Genomic DNA, 23649 nt, shown 5'->3' with positions numbered 1-23649 from the left:
TGTCCTCAGGTGCCAAAGAGAAGGGTGGGAGTTTGGGAGGTGGTCAGGGCTGCTTTCGCCGTTGCGGCGAATTGGAAGGCCTCGCCGATGCCGACCAGGACCGGGCCATCGGACCGGCTGGAAAGCTCGGTCGCGAGGCTTCCGAGTGTCGCGTGACGGATGGATTGCTCGGGTCGGGAGACGGATTGCGCCAGCACGACGGGCGTCGCGTCGGCGCGGCCCTGCGCCAGAAGGCGGCGGGCAAACTCGGGGGCCGTACGGCCGCCCATATAGACGGCGAGCGTCGTCTCGGGATCGGCAAGACCGCGCCAGTCGAGATCCGGCATCTCGCCGTCACGGCCATGGCCGGTGACGAAGCGGACCGAATGCGCGTGGTCGCGATGGGTCAGCGACGCACCAAGACTGGAGGCCAGCGCCGAGGCCGCCGTGATGCCGGGAATGACCTCGACCGCGATGCCCTCGGCCCGCAGTGCCTCGATCTCTTCGCCGGCGCGACCAAACACCATCGGATCGCCTGACTTCAGGCGAACGACGTTCTTGCCCTGACGCGCCAGCTTGAGCGCCATGGCGTTGATGTCGTCCTGCGAGCAGGAAGCACGGCCGCCGCGCTTGCCAACCAGCATCCGTCGCGCCTCGCGGCGGGCGAGTTCGAGAACGCCATCGGAAACCAGATCGTCGAATAGGATGACGTCGGCAGCTTGCAAAGCGCGAACCGCCTTGACCGTCAGAAGATCCGGGTCGCCCGGTCCGGCGCCAACCAGCGTGACGCGGCCGACGGTCTGGACGACCTCGCCATGGCGCGCTGTGTCGATGAGTTGCTCGGCGAGATCGCCGGCTTCAGCTTGCGCGGTCTGGCCAAGCGCCAGATCGGAAAAGCGCTCCCAGAACCGGCGTCGCTCGGCCCCCGGCTGCAGCCGATCCAGAACCGCCCGGCGCATTTTCATCGCCAGCGTCGCCCACCCGGCGAGCGCAGGCGGCAGCGCGAATTCGATCCGACGACGCACGGCCTGGCCGAGGATCGGCGCGGCGCCGCTGGTTGAAATGCCGATCACGACCGGCGAGCGGTTGACAATGCCGCCGAACTGAAAGCTGCAGAAGTCGGGACGGTCGATGACGTTGTGGGGCACGCCGGCTGCGATTGCCTCGTCGCGAAACTGCGCCGCCTGCTCGTCCGTCTCAGCGTCAAAAACGGCGATCGCCATACCGCGCAACTGTCCGGGCCCGTAGGTGCCCACAACGTTGATGCGACCGGCCTCGACCAGCGCCGCGAGTTCGGGAGCCAACGGCGCATCACCTACACAAGCGAGGCAGGCGGTCGCTCCGGTGGCGGCGAGAAGTTCGGCCTTCCAGGCCGCGGCGGCACTGTGGCCGACAATCAGGACGCACTTGCCTTCCAGCCGCAGGAAGACGGGCAGGACGGCGAGCGGGGCGATACGCGGCGCGGCAATACGGGGCTGGCGAAGCGGCATGCGATCTCCTGTCATCGGGAGGATGGACACGCTTTCCGTTCCGAAGGCATTCGGAGGGAAGCGGGATCGTCGCCGGGAAAACGGATGCATGCGTCGCGGCCGTGCGTTCATGCACTCGAATGCGGCGACGTCGTTGTCGGGGTTAGCCTCGTCAGAGGCAGGCCAATGGCGGATCATCGTTGATCGCCCTGGCGGCGAATTCGGCTCGGAACCGAACTCAGCTTGGAATAAGTGTAAGCCTCTGCCTCATCTTTGCTCAAGTCTATTTATTGAGCATAACGCTGGAATTGAGGGCGGCGATATGCTGCTTTCGGCAGCTAGAGCATTCCACCGTTTCCCTGAAACGGCGCAATTCTCTCGCTCCTTGTTTGGTCGCGTTTTCTTCACGCGAACCGGTACCCACTTCGCTCGAAAAGCTTCAGAGCGGATCGTGACTACCGCTGCCCGCCGTCGGATTGGCGACCGGGAAGCCGGCGACATAGTCGACAATCCGGTCCGGCTCAAAAGCCCGTCCATCGAGAAACGGCGCGGCGCGAAGCGCCATCGGCCCGGCCGTCGTCGCGATCTCGATGGGCACAGCACTTCCCTCGACCTTGCGATCGGCGATCGGCAACGGCGTCGAGGAACCCGCCAGCGCGTGGCGATAGAGATCAGGCCGATAGGCCGACGCTGCCCTGTCGATTCCGTCCGGCGTCAGCGACGCCTGGCCCCAGCGCGCCATCTGGCTGTAGAGCCAGAGCGCCTCGCTGACCCAGGGAAAATTCGCCGCCTCGCCGTGGAAGGTCAGGTAGTTCGGGATATCGCGAAGCGTGCCATCCGGGTCGACAAGGAGGCGATCGGTGAGCAGCGAGCCGATCAGGGCCGATGAACCGCCGACATAAGCGGGCTGCGCCAGCATCTCGGCCAGCGTCGGACGGTTCTCCGGAACGTCGCACCATTTCGCGGCGGCATCGAGCGCGACGATCAGGCGCGACAGCGTTTCGGGCTGGCTCTCGGCCCAATCCGGCCGCACGCCCAGCACCTTTTCCGGCGCGGCCGGCCAGATATCGGCCTTGACCGCGACGACACGACCGACGCCGCGTTCCACCGCGATCATGTTCCACGGCGCATTGACGCAAAAGCCGTCGATAGCCCCAGCGGCCATCGCATCCGCCGTCAAAGGCGGCGGCACGACCGTCATCGTCACATCGCGGTCGGGATCGATACCGGCCGCCGCCATGAAATAACGGAACTCGTAATTATGCGACGAGAACGGATAGGTCATGGCGAAGACCAGCGGCCGTTGCCCGGCCTTGCGCCGCGCCGCGATCACCTGTGCCAGCGCGCGCGCATTGGTCAGCGCATCCTCACTGCCGCCGAGGCCGGCCAGCGCCTGCATGTCGCGATAGAGCCCGACGGAAAGCGTGATGGCATTGCCGCCGCGCCCAAGCACAAACGGCGCAAGCGTGGGCGACGGGTTGGAGCCGAGACCAAGACAGGAGGCGACCGTCATCGGCGCCAGCATGTGGGCGACATCAAACTGATGAAAGGCCAGACGATCGCGGATGTTGGCCCAGGAAACGTCCTTGATCAACTGCAGGCTGATGCCTTCGCGGGCCGCAAATCCCTGCTCTTCCGCTGCGACCAGAACGGCGATATCGAGCAGCGGGATGAAGCCGACGCGCACGACGCGGCTATGGTCCGGCCGGATCACGGCGGCTCTGGCGATCCGCTGATCTCGCGGGTTTGGCGTTATCGAGCTTGCGGTCATGGCGTCGTTTCCGCCTTTCCTGGAATTCAGCATGGCTATTTTCCGAGCAATCCGGCAGCGGTGACGAGGCTTTGCGCGATGTCGGCAATCCGGCGCTTCTCGTTCATCGCCGCCTGCCGCAGCAGCGCATAGGCCTCCTCTTCGGAGAGGTTGCGCGAGCGCATCAGGATTCCCTTGGCGCGGTCGATCACCTTGCGGTCGGCCAGTTCGCTGCGCGCTTCGAGCAACTCGCGCTGCAACCGATCGAATGCCTCGAAGCGGCTGATGGCCATGTCGACGATGGCTTTCACCCGCTCCTTCTTCAGCCCGTCGACGATATAGGCGGAGACGCCGGCATCGACGGCGGCGCGGATCATGGATTGATCAGACTGGTCGACGAACATTGCGACCGGGCGCGAGACGACGCGCGAGACCTGGAACATCTGCTCCAGCATGTCGCGGCTGGGGTTTTCCAGATCGATGATGATGACGTCGGGATCGATCGCGGCGAGACGGCGAACGAGTTGTGTGCTCGTCTCGATCACCTCGACGCCGTCAATGCCGGCTTCGCGCAGGCCATCGACAAGGATGGCCGCCCGCAGCGCATTGTCATCGACCACGACAACCCGGATAGCATTTGGCTTCATCGGCGACCCATCAGTCCTCGCACGCTCTGCATGGACATGAAGCGCAAGCAAGAACCATGCAAGGCCGGGAAGAAAGGACAGGTAGCCATCAAACATGTAGAATTTTCCAGAAGGGCCGACGGTTGCGGCCCTTCTGGAAGCAGAGTGCCGCTTACGCCGTCAGCGGGCGCACGCGCATCTTGATGTGCTTGGACTCGCGGAATGCCAACAGGCCTTCCGGACCCAGCTCGCGACCGACGCCGCTCATCTTCCAGCCGCCGAACGGCGCCTGAAGTTCGGTCGTGTCGTTGACGTTGACGCCGATCGCACCCGCCTCGATCTTGTCGGCGAGCGCCCAGGCCCGCTCCAGATCGCGCGAATAGACGTAAGCCGCGAGGCCGTAGGGCAGCGCGTTGGCGACGCGGAGCGCCTCGGCGTCGTCCGCGACAGGGCGGATCGCCGCGAGCGGACCGAAGGTCTCTTCCGTCAGCGCCAACGCATTGTCGGGTGCATTGTCGACGATGGCCGGCTCGTAGAAGAAGCCGTTGGCGTATTCGTCGCCGACCGGAATCCGGCCGCCGACGAGCAGCTTGCCGCCCTTGGCGACGGCATCCTCGACATGGGTGGTGACACGCTGGCGAACGCCCTCATGCAGCATCGGGCCATAGAGCACGCCGGGCAGGCTGCCATTGCCGAGCTTGATTTTTCGCGTCTCGGCGACCAGCGCCTCGACAAAGTCCTTGTGGATGCCCTTCGAGACCAGGATGCGGTTCACCGCGATGCAGATCTGCCCCATATTGGAGAAGGAGCGTCGCGCCGCTGCCGCAGCAGCCTCGACCGGATCGGCATCGTCCAGCACCACGAACGGGCTCTGGCCGCCCAGTTCCAGCGACAGCCGCTTCAGCGTGCCGGCGGAGGCGCGCATGATCGACTGGCCTGCCGGCACCGAGGCGGTCGCGGTGATCATCCGGATATCGGGATGCTCGGCGAGGGCTGCGCCCACTTCCGGACCGGTACCCGGAATGTCGTTGACGACGCCTTCCGGCACGCCCGCGTCGACGAAGCACTGCACCACCATGCCGATCGCCAGCGGCGTCTCGTGCGGCGGCTTGGCGACGAGCGTGCAGCCCGCCGCCAGCACCGGCGCGATCTTCCAGCAATAGAGATCGACCGGGTAATTCCACGGCACGATCGCGCCGACAACGCCGACCGGCGCTGTCGTCACCATGCTCTTGATGTCGGGACGCGACGAGGGCCGGAACGAGCCACCGATACGGCGTCCCTCTTCGGCATAGTAATGGATGACTTCTATGCCGAAGCCGATTTCCTTCTTCGAATCCGGAACCGGCTTGCCCTGCTCGCGCGTCAGCATCGCCGCGATGGCGTCGATGCGTTCGGCGACCAGATCCGCCGCACGGTGCAGGATTTTTGCCCGCTGGTCGGCATGCATGGCGGACCAGGCCGGCAAGGCGCGACCGGCGGCCGCAACCGCCAGATCGACATCGGCGCGCGACGCCAGTGCGCTGGAACCGACAAGCTCGCCGGTGGCGGGATCGCGGATCTCAATCCGCTCGCCCTTGGCCGCGTCACGCCATGCGCCGTCGATGAAAAGTCCTCTCTCCATCATGTTCACCGCGACTTCAGCCTGCGCCACAATTCCTCGTAATTGCGGTCGTTTTGCGCGTTGGCCTCCGCCTTGCTGGTCGTGTTGGGATTGACCATCACGAACGGCTGGATGCCCTGCTGGACGAGCTTCTCGGCCGTCGTCGCGACGATCGCATGGGCGATCGCTATGGTGACGCTGGTCGAATTGGCGCCGACCGGATGCTCGAGGCCTTCAATCGCCAGCGACGCGTCGGCCTTCGGAATGCCGGTGTCGATGACGACATCGGCGACCTCGAACAGGCGCTTGCCGGAGGAGTGACGCGAAGGCGTGACGCTCGAATGCGGCAGCGACGTCACGCCGACGACCTTCAAGCCGCGCTCCTTGCACTCCAGCGCGATGTCGAGGATCACGGCGTTGATGCCGGAATGCGAGAACAGCACCATCGTGTCGAGCGGGTCGAGCTGGTGCGAGTTCAGGATCGCCTTGCCATAGCCTTCGGCCGCATGGATGAAGCGATACTGCCGCGCGCCCATGTCGCCGAGCACGCGGTGGAACGAGATCATCGTGCTTTCGACGATCGGCCGGAAGCCGGTGATGGTGCCGGTGCGCGGAAAGCTCTCCAGCGCCGGCAGCGCGCCATGGCCGGTTCCGAAGGTGAAGGCCAACTTGTCGGCGGCGATGCTCGCCGCGCACAGCTCGGCTGCCTGGTCGATGGCCGCGGCCTGCGTGGTGCGAACCTTCTCAAGCCGCTCGGCCAGATTGTTGAAATAGCGGTCGACCATCGACGTCATAGCGTCACCTCATTCTTCTTCGTTGCAAATTCAGCGATCGAATCCAGCGCGACATCGAACAGTTCGCGCTCGGCGACGGCCATGGCCGCGTCGTCGATCTTCTCCTGGCTAAAGGCATCGACGGTGGCGATGCAGAGCGTCGAGGCGCTGGCGCCGAGCACGCGGGCCGCCACCAGCAGCGCCGAGGTCTCCATGTCCGTGCCGATCAGGCCGAGGCGCTGGATGTCCTGCTTCAGCGTGTCGATCATCGCCCGGCTCTGGCCCGACAGACCGAACATCTCGGTGTAGAAGCCGTCATAGGTGCCGTAGACGCCGGCGTGCCACTTGCGCCCGGAACGGCCAAGCTGCTGGCGCAGAACCGTGTTCAGCTCGAAATCGGCCATCGCCGGAAAACCGAGCGGCGCATAGGTGTTGGACGTTCCCTCGGCCCGCAGGGCGCCGTCGGCCAGCACGAAATCGCCGAGCTTCGCCGGCGGCACGGCCATGGCGGTGCCGATGCGCAGGAAGCTCCGGACGCCGAGTGCGAACAGCTCGTGCAGGACGATCGTCGCGATCGGCGCGCCCATGCCGAAGGCGCTGACGGTGATGCGCTGGCCGTTGCGCGTGCCGGTGACGGTGCGCAGGCCGCGATTTTCCGGCAGGAACTCGACATCGCTCAGATGCTCGGCGATGCGGCCGATGCGGGCGGGATCGCCGACGAGAATGGCACCGCTGCCGACCTGATCGCGCTTCGCGCCGATGTACCAGGCGGTGTTGGTCTTTTCGTCTTGCTTGGTCATTCTCTCAATGCACTTTCGTTTTCTGAAATCTGGCGTGCCAGCAGCAGCCGGCGCGCGGCGGCATGGCCGGAGCGCACGACGGCAGCCAGATCGGTCTCGCCCTTGGCAAGGGCAGCCAGCACGCCGCCGGCAAAACTGTCGCCGGCGCCGGTTGGATCGGTCACGGTGAGGGGTTCGGCGGAAACGTCGATGGATTGGCCGTCGCGCGTGATGCCGGCGCCCTGCCCGCCGCGCGTCTCGATCAGCACCTGGCCAGGCCGCGCCGCGCCGGCCTCGGCCAGCGCCTGCCGGACAAAGCCCGCCTCGGCTTGGCTGAAGCAGATCAGATCCGCCCGCGCCGCGAAGCGCGCCGCCTGCGCCACTGACATGGCGCGCGGGTCATGCTTGACGATCCAGGCGAGACGGGTCGCCTCGCCGATCGCACACAGCACCGCGTCATTGACGGAGGAAGGCCCGATGGTGACGCAGACCCAATCGGCGGTGCCGACCAGTTCAACCTGCGAGGCCGATAGCGTCAGCCCGGCCGGCATGCCGGGATCATAGAGGCAGATGCAGCCGCCCTCCGGCTCATAGGCCAGCACCGAGACGGGCGTGCGCGCGCCGGCGACGGCGTCGAGCCCGCGGCCCGACACGCCCTTGGCGGCGAGCTGGTCGCGATAGGCGCTGCCTGCCTCGTCGTCGCCGATCCAGCTGACCGGAACCACGTTGTCGATGCCGTCGGCCGCGAGCGCCATCGCCACGAAGGCCGGACCGCCACCAAGGCGTGGCCAGCCATCCTGCGGGCGCTGCAATATCGTCGTGGTCCGGCCCGCCCTTGGCGCGCCGTCGAGGATCGCCACATGGTCGAGGCTGGCATAGCCCGTGATCGCGATGGTGGTCATGCCAGCATCCCGAGGGCTTCCTGCAGCGGAACGACACGGCCCATATAACGGTCGATGTCCTCCAGCGACGCATCGGCCAGATGCGGCCGGTTCGAATTGGTCGCCTCGCGCGGCACCACCGGCTCGAAGCCATTGGCGAAAGCATCCTGCGCCGAGGCGCGGATGCAGACATTCGTCTTGACACCGGCGATGACGACACGCGTCACCTTCTGCTCGTGCAGAAACAGCGCGAGATCGGTGGCGAAGAAGGCGCTGAAGCGGCGCTTGAAGATGGTCGTCTCGCTCGGTCCCTCGGGGCGGAAGTCGGCGAAGAAGGCGGCGTCATGCGCGTCTTCGAGATGATGGACGGGAAGCTTGTTCCATTCGAAGTCGTGGAATTCCGGGCGGTGCTTTTCCACCGCGTGGACCACGATCGTCCCCGACTTGCGGGCCGTCTCCAGCAGGGCGCGCATCGGCTCCAGCACGGCCTCTACGCCGGCGTAATAATTCGGCTGGCCGGGCTCGAAGAACGAGTTGATGACATCCACGAGGATGAGCGCGGTCTTTGTTGTTTCGACCATGTCAGGCTCCTTTGTTCCGCGCACGCTTGAGGGTGATGGCGACCAGGGTGAGGATGACGATGACCATCACGTAGGGCAGCGTCTGCACCAACTCGGCCGGCAGGCCCCTGCCCTGCAACCGGATCTGGATTGCGTCGAACAGGCCGAACAGCAGCGCGCCGATCGCCGTCGGCCAGGGGCGATTGCGGCCGAAATAGAAGGCGGCGAGCGCCAGGAAGCCGCGTCCGGCGGTGATGCCTTCGTTGAAGATGCCAACCACGCCGATGCAGAGATAAGCACCGGCAAGGCCCGACATCATGCCGGCGAACACCGTCGAGGCATCGCGCAGGTTGAGCGGATTGAGACCGAGCGCCCGCGTCGCCTGGGGCGCCGCGCCGGCAGCCCGCAGGCGCAGGCCAAGGCGGGTGCGGGCGAGGAACCAGGCCGTCGCCGGCACCAGCAGCCAGGCTGCCCAGGTGAGCGGGTCATGGTCAGAAAAGACCGCGCCCAGAACCGGAATATCGGCCACGACGGGAATATGGATGCGCGGCAGCATGGCGACATCGGGCAGGCTGAGCGTGCCCGACGTACCGTACCAGCTCTTCAGGAAGAAACGCACCAGCCCGGCAACCGCGATGTTGAAGCCGAGGCCGACGATGATCTCGTTGGCCTGAAGGCGGGTGACGGTGAGCGACATCAGCAGTCCGAGCAGGCCGCCGACGAGGGCGGCGGCGACGAGGGCCGCCGGCCAGCTTCCCGTCTGCGAGGCAACCATGAGGCCAACCAGAGCGCCGGCCAGCATCATGGAATCGAGACCGATATTGACGAGCCCGGCGACTCGGTTGACCAGGCCGCCGAGGGCGGCGAGCAGGATCGGCGTCGTCATGATGAACGCCGCGTGGATGATGTTGTCGATCATTTGCCGCCCTGCCGATTTTTCAGGAGCCAGCCGAAGCGGGCGACCGCGAAGATCATCACCGTTCCCTGCAGGATGTTGACGATCTCGATCGGCACATCGCTGAAGAGCTGGATGGTGGCCCCGGAGGTCGCCAGTGCCCCGAACAGCAGCGCCGCGAGCAGGATGCCGATCGCGGAGCCGCGACCGAGCAGCGCGACCGCGATGCCGGTGAAGCCGTAGCCGGGCGAGAAGCCGACGACGAAGCGGTTGACGGTGCCGAGTGCCTGGATGCCGCCGGCGAGCCCACCGATGGCGCCCGAAAGCAGCATCATCTTGATGATCAGCATCGGCACGTTGATGCCCGACGCGATAGCGAAGCGCGGATTGAGGCCGGCGAGCCGGGTCTCGAGCCCGAGCGCCGTGCCGCGGCCCCAGAGCCAGTAGAGCACCAGCAGCGCGATCGCGATCAGGAAGCCGGCATTCAGCGTCGACGGCGGCATCAGGCGCGGCAGGCGCGCGGCCTCGACCACCATCGGCGTTGCCGAATTGGCGGAGCCCGGCGCCAGCAGCGGGCCATTGACCAGCCAGGCGGTCAGGCTGACGGCGATGAAGTTCAGCATCAGCGTCGTCACGACTTCGTCGACGTCGAGCCGCGCCTTCAGGAGCGCCGGGACCAGCATCCAGAGCGTGCCGGCGATGACGGCGGCGCCGAGCGCAAAGGGTAGCAGCAGAGTGGCCGGCAGGCCGACAAAGGTGAAGCCGACATAGGCGGCGGCGAGGCCGCCGACCAGCACGCAACCCTCGACGCCGACATTGAACACGCCGGAACGGAAGGCGACGGCGGTGGCAAGGCCGGTCAGGATCAGCGGCGTCGAGGCGGCCACCGTCGCGGCGATCCGCTTCACGCCGCCAAAGGATTCCTTGAGTAGCAGCCAGTAGACTTCGAGCGGATTGTGACCGGCGACGGCGAGCACGATCCCGGCGACCACAAGGGCCAGCACCAGTGGCGCCACGGCCAGCGCCACGTCGCGCCAGCCGATGGCGGGCGTCGCACGAGCAGATGAAGCAACGGCGCTCATGCGGCGACCTCCTTGCGGGTTTCGCCCAACATCATGCGGCCAAGCTCCTCGACCTTGGCCGATCCGCGCGCCACTTCACCGGTGACGCGGCCGTCATAGAGGACGACGATGCGATCCGACAATGCGATGAGTTCATCGAGTTCTTCCGAGATGACCAGCACCGCGCCGCCCGCCTCGCGATAGTCGAGCAGGCACTGGTGGATGAAGGCGATGCCGCGAATGTCGACGCCGCGCGTCGGCTGGCAGGCGACGAGCAGCTTCGGGTTGCCATCCAGTTCGCGCGCCATGGCGACGCGTTGCTGGTTGCCGCCGGACAGGCTGGAAATTGGCAAAGCCGCAGAAGCGCGCTTGACCGAGAAGCGATCGAGCAGCGTTTCGACATGGCGCTTGATGGCGCCCTTCTGCAGGACACCCGCCTTGCAGAGAGCTGCCGAACGATGGCGCCCGGCAATCAGGTTTTCCGAGATTGGCGCGGAGAGGCAGAGCCCTTCCGCCGCGCGATCCGGGCTCAGATAGCTGAGGCCACGCTCGCGCCGGGCGCGCAGGCCGAGCTTCGTCACGTCCTCGCCGTCGAGCCTGACCGAGCCGCGCTCGATCCGGCCGAGGCCGGTGACGGCGGCGATCAGCTCGTCCTGGCCATTGCCGGCGACGCCGGCGATGCCGACGATCTCGCCGGCACGGATATCGAGATCGAGCTCCTTGAGCCGCAGCACGCGTCGCGCATCCATGGCGGCGAGGCCGCGAAGCTCGAGCACCGTCCGTCCGACCGGGCTCGGCCGGGCATTCGGCCGACTCAGGATCTCGCCGATCATCATTTCGGCCAGGGCCGCCTTGCTGGTTTCGGCGGTCTTCATCGCGCCGATGACCTTGCCGGACCGGATCACCGTGATCTCGTCGGCCAGCGCCATCACCTCGTCCAGCTTGTGGCTGATGAAGAGAATGGTGCGGCCTTCCGAGCGCAGCTTGCGCAGCAGCACGATCAGTTCCTGCACCTGCGCGGGCGCCAGCACGGCCGTCGGCTCATCGAGGATGAGCACGTCGGCGCCGCGATACAGCAGGCGCAGGATTTCGACGATCTGGCGCACATGCACCGGCGCGTCATCGACCGGCATGTCCCAATCGAGCGTCACCCCCGCTTCGCGCTCCAGCTTTCGCGCGGCGTCGAGGGCCTTCTTTCGGTCGATGCGGCGCAGACCGTCGAGCGGCTCCTGCGCCAGCACCAGGTTTTCGAGAAGCGTCAGCCCCGGCACCAGCATGAATTCCTGATGCACCATGCCGATGCCCTTTTCGAAGGCATCGGCGGGTCCGAAGAAGACGGTTGGCATGCCGTCGACGAGGACGACGCCTTCGTCGGGACGGTCCATTCCCTGCAAGATGCGCATGAGCGTCGACTTGCCGGCCCCGTTGCCACCAACAATGGCGTGAATGGTTCCGCGATGCGCGCGGAAGGTAATGCCGTCATTGGCGACCAGTTCGCCGAACCGCCGGGTGACGCTATGCGCCCCCAGGCGGATCGTCGTGTCTGGCGTGAATTCAGCCATCGACATGGACTGTCCTTACGAGATGGAAAGCGCTTATTTCAGGAAGTCCGGATAGCCCTGATCCACGACGTTCCAGACCTTGATCTGGCCGGAGAGGATGCCCTGCTTCGCGGCCTCGACCTTATCGAGGATCGGCGCGGGAATGAGATCCTTGGTGTACTTCATGTCCGAGAGACCAACGCCGTTCTCCTTGAGTCCGAGCGTGATGGTCTTGCCGCCCGGAAACTTGTCGGCGGCATAGTCCTTGATCACGGTCTCGACGGCGATGTCCGAGCGCTTGACCATGCTGGTCAGAACGTTGCCCGGCGCGATGCCGTCCTGGTCGATGTCGACGCCGATCGCGTAGACGCCGGCTTCCTTGGCCGCCTGGATGACACCCATGCCGGTGCCGCCGGCGACGTGATAAATCACGTCAGCGCCTTCTTCGATCATCGCCTTGGCCATCTGCAGGCCGACCGCCGGATCGCCGAAATTGTTGGAATAGGCGACCTTGACGACGACGTTCGGATTGGCCGCCTTGGCGCCCTCGACATAGCCGGAAATGAACTTGTCGATACCGGCCGACTTGGTGCCACCGATCACGCCGATCACCGGCTGCGCGTTGATGCCCTTGATCGACGTATCGGTCGTAACCAGGGCTGCGAGCGTGCCGGCGAGATAGGAGCCTTCCTGTTCCTGGAACAGCACCGAGGCAATGTTCGCGCCTTCTCGCACCTGGTTCAGGATGACGTATTTGGTATCCGGATAGTCCTTGGCGACTTCGAGCATCGGCTCGCCATGGGCATATTCGAGATCGACGATCAGGCCGAAATCGGCATCCGAGGCGCGACGCAGGATCTCGGTCGCCTGCGAAACCACTTCCTTGGATTCAACCGCGCGGCCGACCAGACCGGTATCCTTCAGGGCGCGCTCGAAGCCGGAATGGGCCAGGTCATTGTAGGACTGGTCACCGAGGCCGCCCTGCGAGACGATCAGGGCGACGGGCTTGTCTTCGGCATGGCCGCTAGCCGTTCCAAGGGCCGAGGCGAGGACCATCGTGGCGAGCGCCATCGAAGTGGTTTTCATCTGACTTCTCCGTGTTGGATACGTGGTTTCGCGGCTGGCGCATGAGCGTCGCCTCGTAGGAGTAGCGGCGCGCGTCATAGACGGCGTCGACCGCATCGAGAGGCGTCCCGTCCGCGGCAAAGGAATGACGCGTCACGGCGACGACGACGGCATCGCCGCCAAGGCTGAGCAATTCCCGATCCCCCGGCTCCGCCGCGCGGGCGATGAGCCGCTCGGTGGCGCTATGGACCGAGAGGCCACGTTCCTCGAAGAAGCGATAAAGCGAAAAGGCGTGCGACGCGGCAACCTCGCGGGTCAGCCCCGTCGAGCGGGCGAGCTCGGCCGAGATCAGCGACCGGTGCAGCGCCACCGCCATGCCGTCGACAAGGCGCAGACGATCGAGTCGGATCAGCGCCGCCCCTTCCGGATAAGGAAGACCGGCCTGCCAGGCGGCTTCCTCGAAGGCGAGCAGCTGATGCGTGGCCCGGTGGCCGGCAGCCTCGACGGCTTCGGTGAAGCTGAGCAGATAGCCGGGCTGGCGACGCAACGGCGCGGGGGCGACGAAAGACCCGCTGCCCTGGCGACGCGTGATCAGCCCCTCGTCGGCTAGCTGCTCGACCGCCTTCGCCACGGTGAAGCGGCTGACGCCCCAATCGCGCGCCAATTGCGGCTCGCTGGGGATCCGGGCGCCCTCGCCGAGCTCGGCAATGTCCTCGCGCAACCGGTCCGCAATCTGCAGATAAAGCGGTCCGTCACGATCGCGTACGCCTGCTGCCATCGTCCCCTCCTCCAACTTGTCCAGTCAACTGTACAAGACGAATTCGGGATTTCAAGCCAGGTCCGATCATTTGCCGCGAAAATATTCGTCGACTAGGGAGAGGTCATGAGAAGGAGGGATCGGGCTCCTCAGAATAAGCCCGATAAAACAGTGAGTTAGCGAGCTTCTCTCTGGCGTCGAACGACAGTCCTGCAGCCCCATTCTCCATTACCCCGATGAGGTTTTCGGAAAAGGCCGCCTCGAAAGACGCACGGCATGGGAGCAAAATTTCGACGGCACAACCGATCTGCGTCCTTCGAGACGACCTTCGGGTCTCCTCAGGATGTTGAGAACGGCGTCTTGCAAGGGTCTCCCTTGGGGAGACCAGATTCCACTTGGATGGGTCAGGTTCTTGGAGTGCGGGCGGTCACGCTTGCGGCAGATGTCCGTCAATGCGTTGGTCGATCCAGGCGGAAACCCGGGTCGCCATGGTCCGCAGATGATCCGCCGTCGAAAAGCCCGAGACGCTCTTGCGCGGCTTCAAGTCGTGATCGCCATCTTCGAGCCAGAGGATCCCGATCCGCTCCGACAGATCGTAGCCCGAAACCTCCTCGCGCGTGCCAAACGGGTCGCGAGTTCCCTGGCAGATCAGCGTCGGGGTCCGGAGGTCCAGTAGATGGGCCGTGCGCAATTGCTCGGGTTTTTCCGGCGGGTGGAAGGGATAGCCGAGGCACAGCAGCCCGATGATCCGTGCCTCGATGAAAAGTCCGTCCGCAATCAGGCTGGCGACGCGGCCGCCCATCGACTTGCCGCCGATGATCAGCGGCCCCTTCGCCGCGAGCGCCGTCACTGCGGCCTGATATTCCGGAATGAGCTTGTCGGCGCGCGGCGGTGGCTTGCGCCCGTCTCCGGTGCGGCGCGCCGCCATATAGGCGAATTCAAATCGCGCCACGCGAAACCCGGCCTCCGCCAGCGCGTGGGCTGCCGCCGTCATTGAGGCCGAATCCATCGGCGCGCCGGCGCCGTGCGCCAACAGGATCGTCGCCCGGCCGTCTTCCGGTCCGTCCAGCAGAAATTCACCGTTCATTCGCTTGGCCCATCCATGTCACTTCAAGCCCGATCGTACCCGGACATCACGCGGAATTTCGGCCGACGCCACCTTCCGTATGGTAATCATGCCGGGCGAGAGGTTTGAGCGTGGGCTCTCCTTCGCAACCAGGGAGGGGATCGTGCGCATGAACATACCAGCAATCGGCCGCTTGAAGCTTGCCTGCCTTGCCGTGGTGCTGACCGGCATCAGCGGCCTGGGCCTGCTGGCGGCAACCACCACATCCAGCGAGGCCGCCGTCTATTGCAAGCGAGTCGGCTATCCGGTCGGCTGCATTGTCCGGCCGGCACCGGTCGTTCGCTCGGGGGCGGTCGTCTATTGCCAGAACGGCGTCTACGTCAAGGGCTGCGTCGCCCGCCCGGCCCCGCGCGTCGTCTATTGCAAGCGGGTCGGCTATCCGAAGGGCTGCGTCGTCCGCTAGAGCGTTTTCAAGCGAAGTGGGTACCGGTTCGCGTGAAGAAAACGCGACTGGAACAGCCAGTTTTTCACGCGGCGCCGGCGCGCCGCGTGAAAAGACATCAACGCGGCTTGGTTGCTTCGGCCAGCGTTGCCAGTGCGCGCTGCGCCTCGCGGGAGCCGGTGCCTGCGACGGCTACGAAGATCGTCTTGGCGTCGTTGAAGCGGCGCAGGTGGAAATAGGACCAGCCCCGCATCATCATCAGGTCGTTCTGCTCGGGCGCAAGGCGCGAGCGCTCGTCCAGCATCAGCAGCGTCTCGATATAGCGGCCGTCGGAATAGGAGCCGATGGCGCGCTGGGTCAGGACTTCCGTCTTCAGCTCGATCGCCCGCGGCACGCTCTGCGAGGTCGAAGCGGCCGAGGCGGCTGCCTGATCCGTCAGCCCGGCGCGCAGATAGGCCAGCGTCCGGCCATAGGCCGCGTCCTGCGCCACCTGGCCGGAGCTGGAACGAACCGCCGCGTCGAACGCATCCGCGGCTTCGATCGGGCGGTTCAATTCCATCAGGCACCAGCCACGATTGAGCGCGCTCATCGAAGAGAGCTGCTCAGGCCGGACCTCGCCCGTGCAGCTGCGGCCGCTGCTTCGAGCGGCGGTCCGCTGGGCAGGACGACGCTCAACCGGCTGGGCAGCGCGGGCGGCCGCCTGGCGGCGCGCGGGCCGGGCCACCGGCTCGGCTTCCTCGACTTCCTCGACGCGCGATGTCTCGACCGTCTCGCCGTCCGGACCGGGGATCGCTTCCGCCGCCGGAATGAGATTGCGCCGGGCCTTCGGGTCGGCCAGCGCCGCGATGCGCGGCGAGCGGTCGCCCCATTCGCGCACGATCTTGTCGAAGCCGGCCTTGTCCTTGAGCTTCTGGTTGGCAAGCGCCAAACCATAGGCTGCGGGCTCGTCGCCGGGCATCAGCGAAAGCGCCATCTCGAACCAGCGGGCGGCGATCGCCGTCTGGCCGATCTTGTAGGCGTACCAGCCGAACTCCTGTGCGCCGGGTCCATATTTCGCGTCGCTGATCGCCTTCGCCGTGCGGGTGAGCACGTCGCGCTCCATCTTTACCGGCGGATCCACGGCCAGCATGGCGGTGGCGACGACCAGATAGGCGTCGGTGTTTTCCTTGCTGGCATCGCGCCACTTGTAGGCAGCGGCCTCCGCCTCGGCCGGGCGCTTCAGCGCGTTCAGCACATAGGCGTAGCCCCGGGCGATGTCGGCGGTGTCGGCGCGCCCCTTGGCGAGTTCGAACCACTGCGCGGCGCGGGTCGGGTCATTGTGCTGGAACCAGTAGGCGCCGAGCAGCACGGCATCGTCCGGGCCTGTGCCTTCGCGCACCAGCCGCTCGACGAGCGCGATATCGGCCGGCGAGACGACCACGCTCGCATCGGCGCCGCCGGCGGCGACGCGGCGACGGGCAAGATCATTCTTGACCGGGGCAAACTCGCCCTGCCCGTCCGGACCGATGCGCTCCAGCTTGAGCAGGTCCGCCAGCTCGGCATCGTCGAGATAGGCCATCGCCTTCTGAATGGTGGCGAGGCGTTCCTTCGGGTCCTGGCAATTGGTCAGGATATAGGTGCCGACATCGCGGGCGCGGCTCGTGCGGTCCGATTTGCCGAATGCCTCGGCGACCCGCCAGAGCACGTCGACGTCGGCGCAGGTCAAAAGGCTTGGCGTGGCGGAGCCGATCGAGACGACCGTATTCCATTGCTGCGCATTCGAGGCATTGATGAGCCGGTCGCGCGCTTCGCCGATATCGAGGCGGGTGATCAGGTCGGGCGGCGCCTGCCATTGTGGCTCGCGCACGAGGCGGGCGGCGATGGCGCTGCGGACCGCGGCGTACTGGCCGTCGCCATAGAGCTTCCACATCTGGTCAAGCTGGGCGTCCGATATCGGCGCAGGGGCCGAGAAATCGTCCGGAGGCGTCCAGTCGGGATAGAGCGCGCGCAGGCGAGCGATTTCCGCCTGCAGGCGACGCTCGTCACCCTGGCGGGCGAAATAGCGCAGTGCCGTCTCGTCGACCGCCGGTCCGACGGGGGGAGCCGGAGCCGCTACCGGTGCGGGCACAGGGGCCGGTGCGGGCGCAGGGGTCGGCGCAGCGGCAGGCGCGAGCGCCGCGGGGGCCGTGGCCGTGCCGGTTGCCAGCTCCGCCATGCGTATGGGCGCGTAGAATGCTTGCTGCGAGCCGGACGGGCGCTGAACCTGCAGAATGGGCGCTTCGCCCCTGGCCTCCGCCGAAGACGTGGCCAGATCCAGGAGATAGGCGCCCTCAAGCCCGATGACTGCGAGCGTTCCGAAGACGAGGAGCTGCTGCTTCAAAGACATTCGGCGTGCCTTTCCGTCAGAAAGGACAGGGAGAGGAGATGAAGCGTCGACGGGAAATACAGTGTCGGCGCGAAGGTCTTGAGGTCGTCCGGCACCTTGGTTCCGCTGCGCACGCAGGCAAGAGCTGCCGCCAGCATCCGGTAACCGGGCTCGTTCAGCGGGCTCTCGACGGCATTCGTCTTCACATTGATGACGGCGGGACCGAGCTTGCCCTCGCCGAGCCATGCCTTTTCATAGGGCGCGAGCAACGCGGCGTCGGTAATGCCGGCGCGTATCAGATAGAGCGGAATGCGGATGGCGTTGTAGCCGAAGTCGGGATCGAACCCAGCCGCCGGAACGGGCGTCTTGTCCTTGACCGAAATCCAGTCGGTCGGGAGCTTTTGCACGCCGAACTGGGCCAGCTGCAAAAGCGCCAGGCCGGACTGCGACAACCCCTGCCAATCGGTGTGCGGAGCCAGTTGCGCCATCACCGGGAAGGCTTCGAAAATCCAGTAGGACAGATTGACGACCGGGCCATCAGGCCGGGCTGCGCGGCTGAAACCATCGACGCCCGGCAGCATCAGCTGGCGGCCCAGGTCTTCCACCACGGTCTTCTTGCCCAACACCTCGGCAATCGCGGCGGCGGCCTTGAGAAAGGCCGGCTCATTCCACGTCCAGCCTGCCTCGGCCAGCGCATAGGCGATCAGCAGGTCGCCATCGCTGGCGTTGTTGCTGTCGCGCACATGCGGGAGCGTCGGCTGCCAGCTCCAGACGGCGAGTCCGTCATCACGCAGCATCAGTTCGGTGCGGGTAAAGCTCCAGATCCGCTCGAAGCCGGCGCGATCGTCAGCAGCCAGCGCCAGCAACAGGCCATAGCCCTGCCCCTCGCTGTGGCTGATCCCGCCATTGCCATCATCGATGACGCGGCCGGATGCATCGACGAAGCGCTCGCTATAGGCGCGCCAGTCGGCGGCCGTGACGGTTCCGCGCATGGTGGATGGCTCCGCATGGGCCAGGGTCGCCATGGAAACAGTAGCCGCGGCGATCAGCGCGGCAACACCGGCGGAACGGAGGAGCGAGGCGATCATGTCGCTCTCCCCAAGCGGCGCAGAAGCCCGGTCGTCACGATGCCGAGGAGGATGCAGAGAACGACCAGAGCCAGCGCGTAGAACGCGATATTGCTCGACAGCCAGTTGGCGGCAACCAGGCGCAAGTTGACCAGCGAGAAAGGCTGGGTCTGCACGAACTCATAGCGGACGAGCGGCCGGCTCTCGACCCGATCGGTGGTCGCCGAATAGGTGGTGAGCGGTCCGCTGACGTCCTGCCAGCGCTGGATGGCCGTGATCGTGTGGATGCCCGAGATCAGGCGCTCTTCGGACGGCGCCGTGAGAACGGTCCAGGTGCCGCCGCCATTCGGGCTCGCCGCCTGCGCCAGGATCAACGTCGTCTTCGGCTCCGGCACATAGGCGGGAACCTCCGCGTCGAGCAGACGCATCGTTGCGAAGGAAATATCGAAATTCCGCTTCAGCCAGTTCTCGATACCGGTGCCGTAGTCCTGCCAGCCGCCGCCGACAACCTCATTGCGCCAGCGGTCCAGGGTGGCGTCGGTGTTCTCCGTTCCGAAAGCCGCCCGCGGCGCCTGGCCGAGTTCGGCTCCGGGGGGCAGAAGGGCTCCGCCGAGCGCGCCGAAATCGTTGGTTCCGGCGGCAGGAACAGCGCGAACGCCAGCACTCGTCTCGTCGCGCCAGCTTGTCCGGATGCTTTCCGCGACACGCACCTGCCCCAGCACGCTGCTCGGGATCTGCGCCGCCGTACCGACGAAGATCGCCGAACTGTCGCCGACACCCGTCGCCGGCGTCGGCGTCAGGGGAATGATGCGGCCCGACTGGATGGCCATCCGCGCCGCCAGGCTCGCGGCGGCAGAGTAGGTGCTCGGATCCGTGCGCCCCAGAACCATCGAGACCGGATCCACCGTGCGGTTGTACGGCGCGGACGTCCCCGCGAAAGCCGCGAGATTGGGGCGCTGGCCGATGCGGGCGAAGTTCGGCATCGCAAAGGTCGTCGTGTCGAACAGCACGAAGCGCTGGCCACCCTCCGTCGATCCGCCAGGCGCGCAGGCCGCATCCTCGGCAGTGTCGAGCATTGCGTTGATCGAGATCCGGTTCACGCCGGGCTTGAAGTGGCGGAGCGGAATGTTGATCGGAAACTGCCGATAAATGCCGCCCTGCTGCCGGGTGATGCGGGTTGTCGCGGCGATTTGGTCGTTCACATAGATGTCGATATGGCTGGCAGGGCGCACCGCCGAGGTATAGGCGGCGTCCAGCAGAAGCTGCGCCTCGCCATAGGCCTGGGCATACAGATCGGACGGCACGCCAACCGCGAATTCGCTGCGGAAGCGACGGCCGGCAAATTCCTGCGTGCCGACGCCGGCGTCGGCGATGCGGAAGCTGTCCCTGCCGGTGACGAAACGCGCATCCGGCGCCATCCACGGCGCGGTGTTCAGCGTGGCGCGAGCCACGCCCACGGGCCGATCGACACTGGCGGCGATCGATTCGATTGCCGTGCCGATCTGCGTCCAGTTGCCGCCCGAGACCACCAGAACCGAGGAACCAAGCTTCTCGTCGTCGACGAAGCCGACGATCGGCCGCGTGGCGGCATCCGCCGGCGGGTTGGACAGCAACGAACGGATCTCGCTGGCGACGCCCAGAACAACCGTCAGCGTTCCCTCTCTGTCGGAAGAGGCTGCGCCATCGGACGCGGCGGCGTCGGAAACCGTGACATTCGGATTGGGATAGTTGCCGGCCAGCGCAAGCGCCTGCACCAGCTTCAGCAGATGCGGCGCGATCGTCACCTGATTGCTGGCCGGTGCGATGACGTGGATCGAGGTGATGCCGTCGCCATTGTATCCAATGGCCGGAAGGTCATCGAGGCCGCGCAACAGACGCGGGGCATCGCCGCGCGCAAAAGTCAGCGACGTGCCGCCGGCATCGATTTCGGTCCACAGCTCGTAGGTCGATTGAATGCTGCAATCGGTCCGGTGGCGCTGGGAAACCTGGAAGCGGATCGTGTTGGCGCCGGCGCGCAGCAGGCCGGGCGGCACCATGGCGACGACATCACGGAACGATTCCGACGCCGACAGCGCCGTCTCCAGAACCGGCTCGTTGTTGATCGAGATGCGCAACCGGGAGGCTTCCGGCATCACGACGATGGCGTTCCTGAAGGAAACATCGAGGCGTGCCGGCTGGGTAGCTTCTTCGCCGGAGAGGAAGATCGCCCAGGCGCGCTGGTCCATTTCGCCTTCGAGCCGCAGGGTCGACGCAGGAACGATGAAGCGACGATCGAGACCGGCGGGAAGCGGCGCTTTGGCCGGCTCGTTCGCAGCCTGCGCTTCGATCGCGGGCGCGGCGATATCAGGAACCGGAGCCGGCGCAGGGGCTGCGACAACCGGCGCGACAGAAGGTGCCGGAGCGAGGATCGGCTCCGGCGCTGCGACGGGTACGGGTGCAACCGCTGGCGGCGCCACCGGCACGGCGATCGGCGTCTGCGGCGCGACGGGCGGAGCGGCCGGGGTTGCCGGCTCAAACTGGAACGGCGCTGCCGGCTGACCGGGAACGGCGCGAACCGGCGCGGTCGGCACGGCAATCGGCGCCGGGTTCGCGGCACGCTCGCCGCTCATGTCGAAGGGAGCCGGGCTTTGGGCAACCGCCCAAAGGGCGCTGGTGCCCAGTAGGGTGACGGCGAGGCCGGCGCGGGTCAGCGTTTTCATGCGTTCGGCTTTCCGGCAGGCGCGGCAACAGCGGCCTTTTCCGGCGCCGAGCGACGGAACGATTTCATGAAATAGGTCAGCCCGCGTCCCGTCTGGTAGATCGACAGGCTCAGGAACCAGATCGTGCCACGCAGGATTCCGATATTGGTGCGGCGCGACCACTGGAACTTGGTCCAGAGATCGGAGCTGGCGAACACCAGGTCCGAGATCAGCTTGTAGTGGCCGGCGACCGTCGGTTCATAGCGGACGCCGAGTATCACGCCATCCGGCGTCCGGGTCATGCTGCGGACGCTGATCGGCAGGGAGTCGGTTTCGATCGACACATTGGTCTTGAAGCGCACGTCGCAAGCGAGGTCGCGGCTGATTTCGGGAACCTTCACATTGCCCAGATTGATGCGCGCGCCGCCGACCGAGGCATCCTCGATGGTGGCCGGCACGGCCTTGTCGCCGACGAGGATCTCGCAGCGCCGCTTGACGTCGACGCGGCGGCTGCCCCGGTTCTCCCGCCGCTCGGAGACGACGCCGAGCGCACAGCCGGCGATGATCAGGTTGAGAAGGTTCCAGCCGCCCACCACCATGGTGACGTCGGCCTTGTAGGGCTCGTTGATGACGCGCCAGACCGTCATGACCAAGGCCAGCACCAGCACGAAGAAGATGATGAAGAACGGACGCGAAAGCTCCGAGACACGAGCGGTGTCGAGCGACTCGCTCTTCGACGTTACCTTGAAGGTCGGCTTGCTGGGATTGAGGATGACCGAGACCAGGGCCGGAAGCAGATAGACGGACTGCACATACTCATACAGCTCCGAGATCCATGGCCAGCGGAAGCGGCCATAGAGGTAGTTCTGCATCATCAGGTTCACGATCATATAGGTCGCGCTATAGGCGAGGAACTCGCCGCCCGAGGCCGTGAAAATCTCGAGATTGAGGAAGAGGTAGCAGAGCGGCGCGAGCAGGAAGACCCAGCGCGTGATCGGGAAGAACCAGAACAGCGTGCTCGACATGTAGCAGAGGCGCTGCGGGATCGAGAGGCCGCGCTTCCCCGGCGGGAAGCGGTAGCGCAGGATCTGGTACATGCCCTGCGCCCAGCGGCTGCGCTGGCCGATGAAGGAAGCGAAGGTGGCGGGCTGCAGGCCGGCGATCAGCGGGCGGTCGACATAGACGCTGTGCCAGCCGCTGGCATGCAACTCCAGCGCCGTCTCGGCGTCCTCGGTGATCGAGACGCCGGAGAAGCCGCCGGTCTGGTCGAGGGCTGCGCGACGCAGCACGGCGGCCGAGCCGCAGAAGAACGAGGCATCCCACTTGTCGAGGCCGCGCTGGATGATGCCGTAGAACATCTCGTTCTCGGAGGGCATCGCCTCGAAGGTGCGCAAATTGCGCTCGACCGGGTCGGGGTTGAGGAAGAAGTGCGGCGACTGGACGAGGAAGAGCTTCGTGTCTTCCTTGAAGTAGCCGACCGTGTAGAGCAGGAAATCGCGCGCTGGGGCGTGGTCGGCATCGAACACGACGACGAGATCGCCGGTCGCATATTGCAGGCCGTTGTTCATGTTGCCGGCCTTGGCATGCTCGTTGCGCTCGCGCGTCAGGTAGCGGCAGCCCATGTCGGCCGCCAGCTTCTGCAGCGTGATGTAGCGCTCCTCGGCCTCCTGGGCCGATTGCATGTTCTCGGCATTGCGCTTCTGTACCGTGGCGCCGTCATCGAGCAGCCAGACCGTCAGCTTGTCGGCCGGGTAATCCATCGCCTTCGCGGCCGCCAGCGTCGTCGCCAGCAGCTCCGGCTCTTCATTGTAGGTCGGAACGAAAACGTCGACCGTCGGCAGGTCCGCATCGGACGAAGAGATCTTGAGATTGCGCGGCGGATGCGGAAGCATCACCACAAACAAGCTCAGGAACAGCATGAAAATGCTGTACATTTCGCAGATGTAGACGAGGAAACCGGGGATGAAATTCTGCAGCTCATTGACCGGCGGCAGCGTGCTGGTCGTGCGCCAGTAGGCGTAGCGCAGCACGATCGAGGTGCCGAGCGCGAGCGCGATCTGGCGCCAGACGCCACCGCTGGTGAAGGTCTTCAGCACCATCATCGCGCCGAGCACGGCGGTGCCGGCGATCAGATGCGCCTGCAGGCTGATCGGAAGCGTGATGAGGAAAGCCATCACCAGGGCCGCGACGGCCCACAGGAGCCCGATGCCGATGCGTGCCATCAAGCGTTCCTCATTTCACGTTCGAGCATGAAGCCGGAGAATTTTCGCGACGTCGCCCGACAAGCGGAAAGGGCGGCGGTCGTTGCCGACC

The 23649-nt window shown here is 65.9% G+C and carries 19 protein-coding genes; 1 reads left to right on the top strand and 18 read right to left on the bottom strand.

What is annotated here, in order from left to right:
- Positions 1-5: 5 nt before the first annotated feature.
- The 14 genes from cysG to OSH12_RS09475 all read right to left on the bottom strand — a co-directional run bounded on the left by cysG (position 6) and on the right by OSH12_RS09475 (position 14826).
- Positions 6-1469, bottom strand: a complete 1464-nt coding sequence (gene cysG, locus OSH12_RS09540; RefSeq protein WP_266343281.1) for a siroheme synthase CysG — start codon at positions 1467-1469, stop codon at positions 6-8.
- Between the two features lie 418 nt (positions 1470-1887).
- On the bottom strand, positions 1888-3219 hold the full coding sequence (locus OSH12_RS09535) for a CmpA/NrtA family ABC transporter substrate-binding protein (RefSeq protein ID WP_266343280.1): 1332 nt from the start codon (positions 3217-3219) through the stop codon (positions 1888-1890).
- 35 nt (positions 3220-3254) lie between these two features.
- Complete coding sequence (locus OSH12_RS09530) at positions 3255-3845, bottom strand: ANTAR domain-containing response regulator (protein ID WP_266343279.1); 591 nt, start codon at positions 3843-3845, stop codon at positions 3255-3257.
- 151 nt (positions 3846-3996) lie between these two features.
- Entirely contained in the window at positions 3997-5478 is a 1482-nt protein-coding gene (locus OSH12_RS09525; RefSeq protein ID WP_266343278.1) for an aldehyde dehydrogenase family protein, read from the bottom strand.
- The gene (locus OSH12_RS09520; RefSeq protein ID WP_266343277.1) at positions 5454-6221 is read right to left on the bottom strand and encodes an SIS domain-containing protein; all 768 of its coding nucleotides are present in this window, start codon (positions 6219-6221) and stop codon (positions 5454-5456) included. Before OSH12_RS09520 ends, OSH12_RS09525 begins: the two co-directional genes overlap by 25 nt.
- Positions 6218-7000 (bottom strand): nucleoside phosphorylase, encoded by a 783-nt coding sequence (locus tag OSH12_RS09515; protein WP_266343276.1) that lies wholly within the window; start codon positions 6998-7000, stop codon positions 6218-6220. Before OSH12_RS09515 ends, OSH12_RS09520 begins: the two co-directional genes overlap by 4 nt.
- On the bottom strand, positions 6997-7881 hold the full coding sequence (locus tag OSH12_RS09510) for a carbohydrate kinase family protein (RefSeq protein ID WP_266343275.1): 885 nt from the start codon (positions 7879-7881) through the stop codon (positions 6997-6999). Before OSH12_RS09510 ends, OSH12_RS09515 begins: the two co-directional genes overlap by 4 nt.
- Positions 7878-8441 carry a cysteine hydrolase family protein gene (locus OSH12_RS09505; protein ID WP_266343274.1) on the bottom strand — a complete coding sequence of 188 codons (564 nt, stop codon included), beginning with the start codon at positions 8439-8441 and terminating at the stop codon, positions 7878-7880. Before OSH12_RS09505 ends, OSH12_RS09510 begins: the two co-directional genes overlap by 4 nt.
- 1 nt (position 8442) lies before the next feature.
- Positions 8443-9339: an ABC transporter permease gene (locus OSH12_RS09500; protein WP_266343273.1), complete on the bottom strand. Its 897-nt coding sequence runs from the start codon at positions 9337-9339 to the stop codon at positions 8443-8445.
- Positions 9336-10397, bottom strand: a complete 1062-nt coding sequence (locus tag OSH12_RS09495) for an ABC transporter permease (RefSeq protein WP_266343272.1) — start codon at positions 10395-10397, stop codon at positions 9336-9338. Before OSH12_RS09495 ends, OSH12_RS09500 begins: the two co-directional genes overlap by 4 nt.
- On the bottom strand, positions 10394-11944 hold the full coding sequence (locus OSH12_RS09490; RefSeq protein ID WP_266343271.1) for an ABC transporter ATP-binding protein: 1551 nt from the start codon (positions 11942-11944) through the stop codon (positions 10394-10396). The genes OSH12_RS09495 and OSH12_RS09490 overlap by 4 nt, the downstream gene beginning before the upstream one ends.
- A 27-nt stretch (positions 11945-11971) precedes the next feature.
- A complete protein-coding gene (locus OSH12_RS09485; protein WP_266343270.1) occupies positions 11972-13003 on the bottom strand; it encodes a BMP family lipoprotein in 1032 nt (343 codons plus the stop codon).
- On the bottom strand, positions 12942-13760 hold the full coding sequence (locus OSH12_RS09480; RefSeq protein ID WP_266343269.1) for a GntR family transcriptional regulator: 819 nt from the start codon (positions 13758-13760) through the stop codon (positions 12942-12944). The genes OSH12_RS09485 and OSH12_RS09480 overlap by 62 nt, the downstream gene beginning before the upstream one ends.
- A 406-nt stretch (positions 13761-14166) precedes the next feature.
- On the bottom strand, positions 14167-14826 hold the full coding sequence (locus tag OSH12_RS09475; protein ID WP_266343268.1) for an alpha/beta hydrolase family protein: 660 nt from the start codon (positions 14824-14826) through the stop codon (positions 14167-14169).
- 148 nt (positions 14827-14974) lie between these two features.
- On the opposite strand from OSH12_RS09475, the gene OSH12_RS09470 reads away from it, so the two are divergent.
- Positions 14975-15268 (top strand): hypothetical protein, encoded by a 294-nt coding sequence (locus tag OSH12_RS09470; protein ID WP_266343267.1) that lies wholly within the window; start codon positions 14975-14977, stop codon positions 15266-15268.
- Positions 15269-15365: 97 nt separating this feature from the next.
- Here the strand turns inward: OSH12_RS09470 and OSH12_RS09465 are convergent, their stop codons facing one another.
- From OSH12_RS09465 to bcsA, 4 genes are read right to left on the bottom strand one after another with little or no spacing between them, the layout of a single operon-like run.
- Positions 15366-17612, bottom strand: coding sequence for a cellulose synthase (locus OSH12_RS09465; RefSeq protein WP_266343266.1), 2247 nt, complete (start codon positions 17610-17612; stop codon positions 15366-15368).
- Positions 17603-18679 (bottom strand): glycosyl hydrolase family 8, encoded by a 1077-nt coding sequence (locus tag OSH12_RS09460; protein ID WP_266343265.1) that lies wholly within the window; start codon positions 18677-18679, stop codon positions 17603-17605. Before OSH12_RS09460 ends, OSH12_RS09465 begins: the two co-directional genes overlap by 10 nt.
- Positions 18676-21357, bottom strand: coding sequence for a cellulose biosynthesis cyclic di-GMP-binding regulatory protein BcsB (locus OSH12_RS09455; RefSeq protein ID WP_266343264.1), 2682 nt, complete (start codon positions 21355-21357; stop codon positions 18676-18678). The genes OSH12_RS09460 and OSH12_RS09455 overlap by 4 nt, the downstream gene beginning before the upstream one ends.
- Positions 21354-23558 (bottom strand): UDP-forming cellulose synthase catalytic subunit, encoded by a 2205-nt coding sequence (gene bcsA / locus OSH12_RS09450; protein ID WP_266343263.1) that lies wholly within the window; start codon positions 23556-23558, stop codon positions 21354-21356. The genes OSH12_RS09455 and bcsA overlap by 4 nt, the downstream gene beginning before the upstream one ends.
- Positions 23559-23649: the final 91 nt, after the last annotated feature.

Source organism: Kaistia terrae (assembly GCF_026344005.1).
Lineage (GTDB): Bacteria > Pseudomonadota > Alphaproteobacteria > Rhizobiales > Kaistiaceae > Kaistia > Kaistia terrae.
The sequence above is the reverse complement of the archived record's forward strand: the minus strand, read 5'-3'. Positions and strand labels throughout refer to the sequence as shown.

Excerpts from the sequence above, each read along its gene's own strand:
- cysG (WP_266343281.1), bottom strand. The coding sequence starts at position 1,469 with ATGCCGCTTCGCCAGCCCCGTATTGCCGCGCCGCGTATCGCCCCGCTC.
- OSH12_RS09535 (WP_266343280.1), bottom strand. The coding sequence starts at position 3,219 with ATGACCGCAAGCTCGATAACGCCAAACCCGCGAGATCAGCGGATCGCC.
- OSH12_RS09530 (WP_266343279.1), bottom strand. The coding sequence starts at position 3,845 with ATGAAGCCAAATGCTATCCGGGTTGTCGTGGTCGATGACAATGCGCTG.
- OSH12_RS09520 (WP_266343277.1), bottom strand. The coding sequence starts at position 6,221 with ATGACGTCGATGGTCGACCGCTATTTCAACAATCTGGCCGAGCGGCTT.
- OSH12_RS09515 (WP_266343276.1), bottom strand. The coding sequence starts at position 7,000 with ATGACCAAGCAAGACGAAAAGACCAACACCGCCTGGTACATCGGCGCG.
- OSH12_RS09510 (WP_266343275.1), bottom strand. The coding sequence starts at position 7,881 with ATGACCACCATCGCGATCACGGGCTATGCCAGCCTCGACCATGTGGCG.
- OSH12_RS09505 (WP_266343274.1), bottom strand. The coding sequence starts at position 8,441 with ATGGTCGAAACAACAAAGACCGCGCTCATCCTCGTGGATGTCATCAAC.
- OSH12_RS09500 (WP_266343273.1), bottom strand. The coding sequence starts at position 9,339 with ATGATCGACAACATCATCCACGCGGCGTTCATCATGACGACGCCGATC.
- OSH12_RS09495 (WP_266343272.1), bottom strand. The coding sequence starts at position 10,397 with ATGAGCGCCGTTGCTTCATCTGCTCGTGCGACGCCCGCCATCGGCTGG.
- OSH12_RS09490 (WP_266343271.1), bottom strand. The coding sequence starts at position 11,944 with ATGTCGATGGCTGAATTCACGCCAGACACGACGATCCGCCTGGGGGCG.
- OSH12_RS09485 (WP_266343270.1), bottom strand. The coding sequence starts at position 13,003 with ATGAAAACCACTTCGATGGCGCTCGCCACGATGGTCCTCGCCTCGGCC.
- OSH12_RS09480 (WP_266343269.1), bottom strand. The coding sequence starts at position 13,760 with ATGGCAGCAGGCGTACGCGATCGTGACGGACCGCTTTATCTGCAGATT.
- OSH12_RS09475 (WP_266343268.1), bottom strand. The coding sequence starts at position 14,826 with ATGAACGGTGAATTTCTGCTGGACGGACCGGAAGACGGCCGGGCGACG.
- OSH12_RS09470 (WP_266343267.1), top strand. The coding sequence starts at position 14,975 with ATGAACATACCAGCAATCGGCCGCTTGAAGCTTGCCTGCCTTGCCGTG.
- OSH12_RS09465 (WP_266343266.1), bottom strand. The coding sequence starts at position 17,612 with ATGTCTTTGAAGCAGCAGCTCCTCGTCTTCGGAACGCTCGCAGTCATC.
- OSH12_RS09460 (WP_266343265.1), bottom strand. The coding sequence starts at position 18,679 with ATGATCGCCTCGCTCCTCCGTTCCGCCGGTGTTGCCGCGCTGATCGCC.
- OSH12_RS09455 (WP_266343264.1), bottom strand. The coding sequence starts at position 21,357 with ATGAAAACGCTGACCCGCGCCGGCCTCGCCGTCACCCTACTGGGCACC.
- bcsA (WP_266343263.1), bottom strand. The coding sequence starts at position 23,558 with ATGGCACGCATCGGCATCGGGCTCCTGTGGGCCGTCGCGGCCCTGGTG.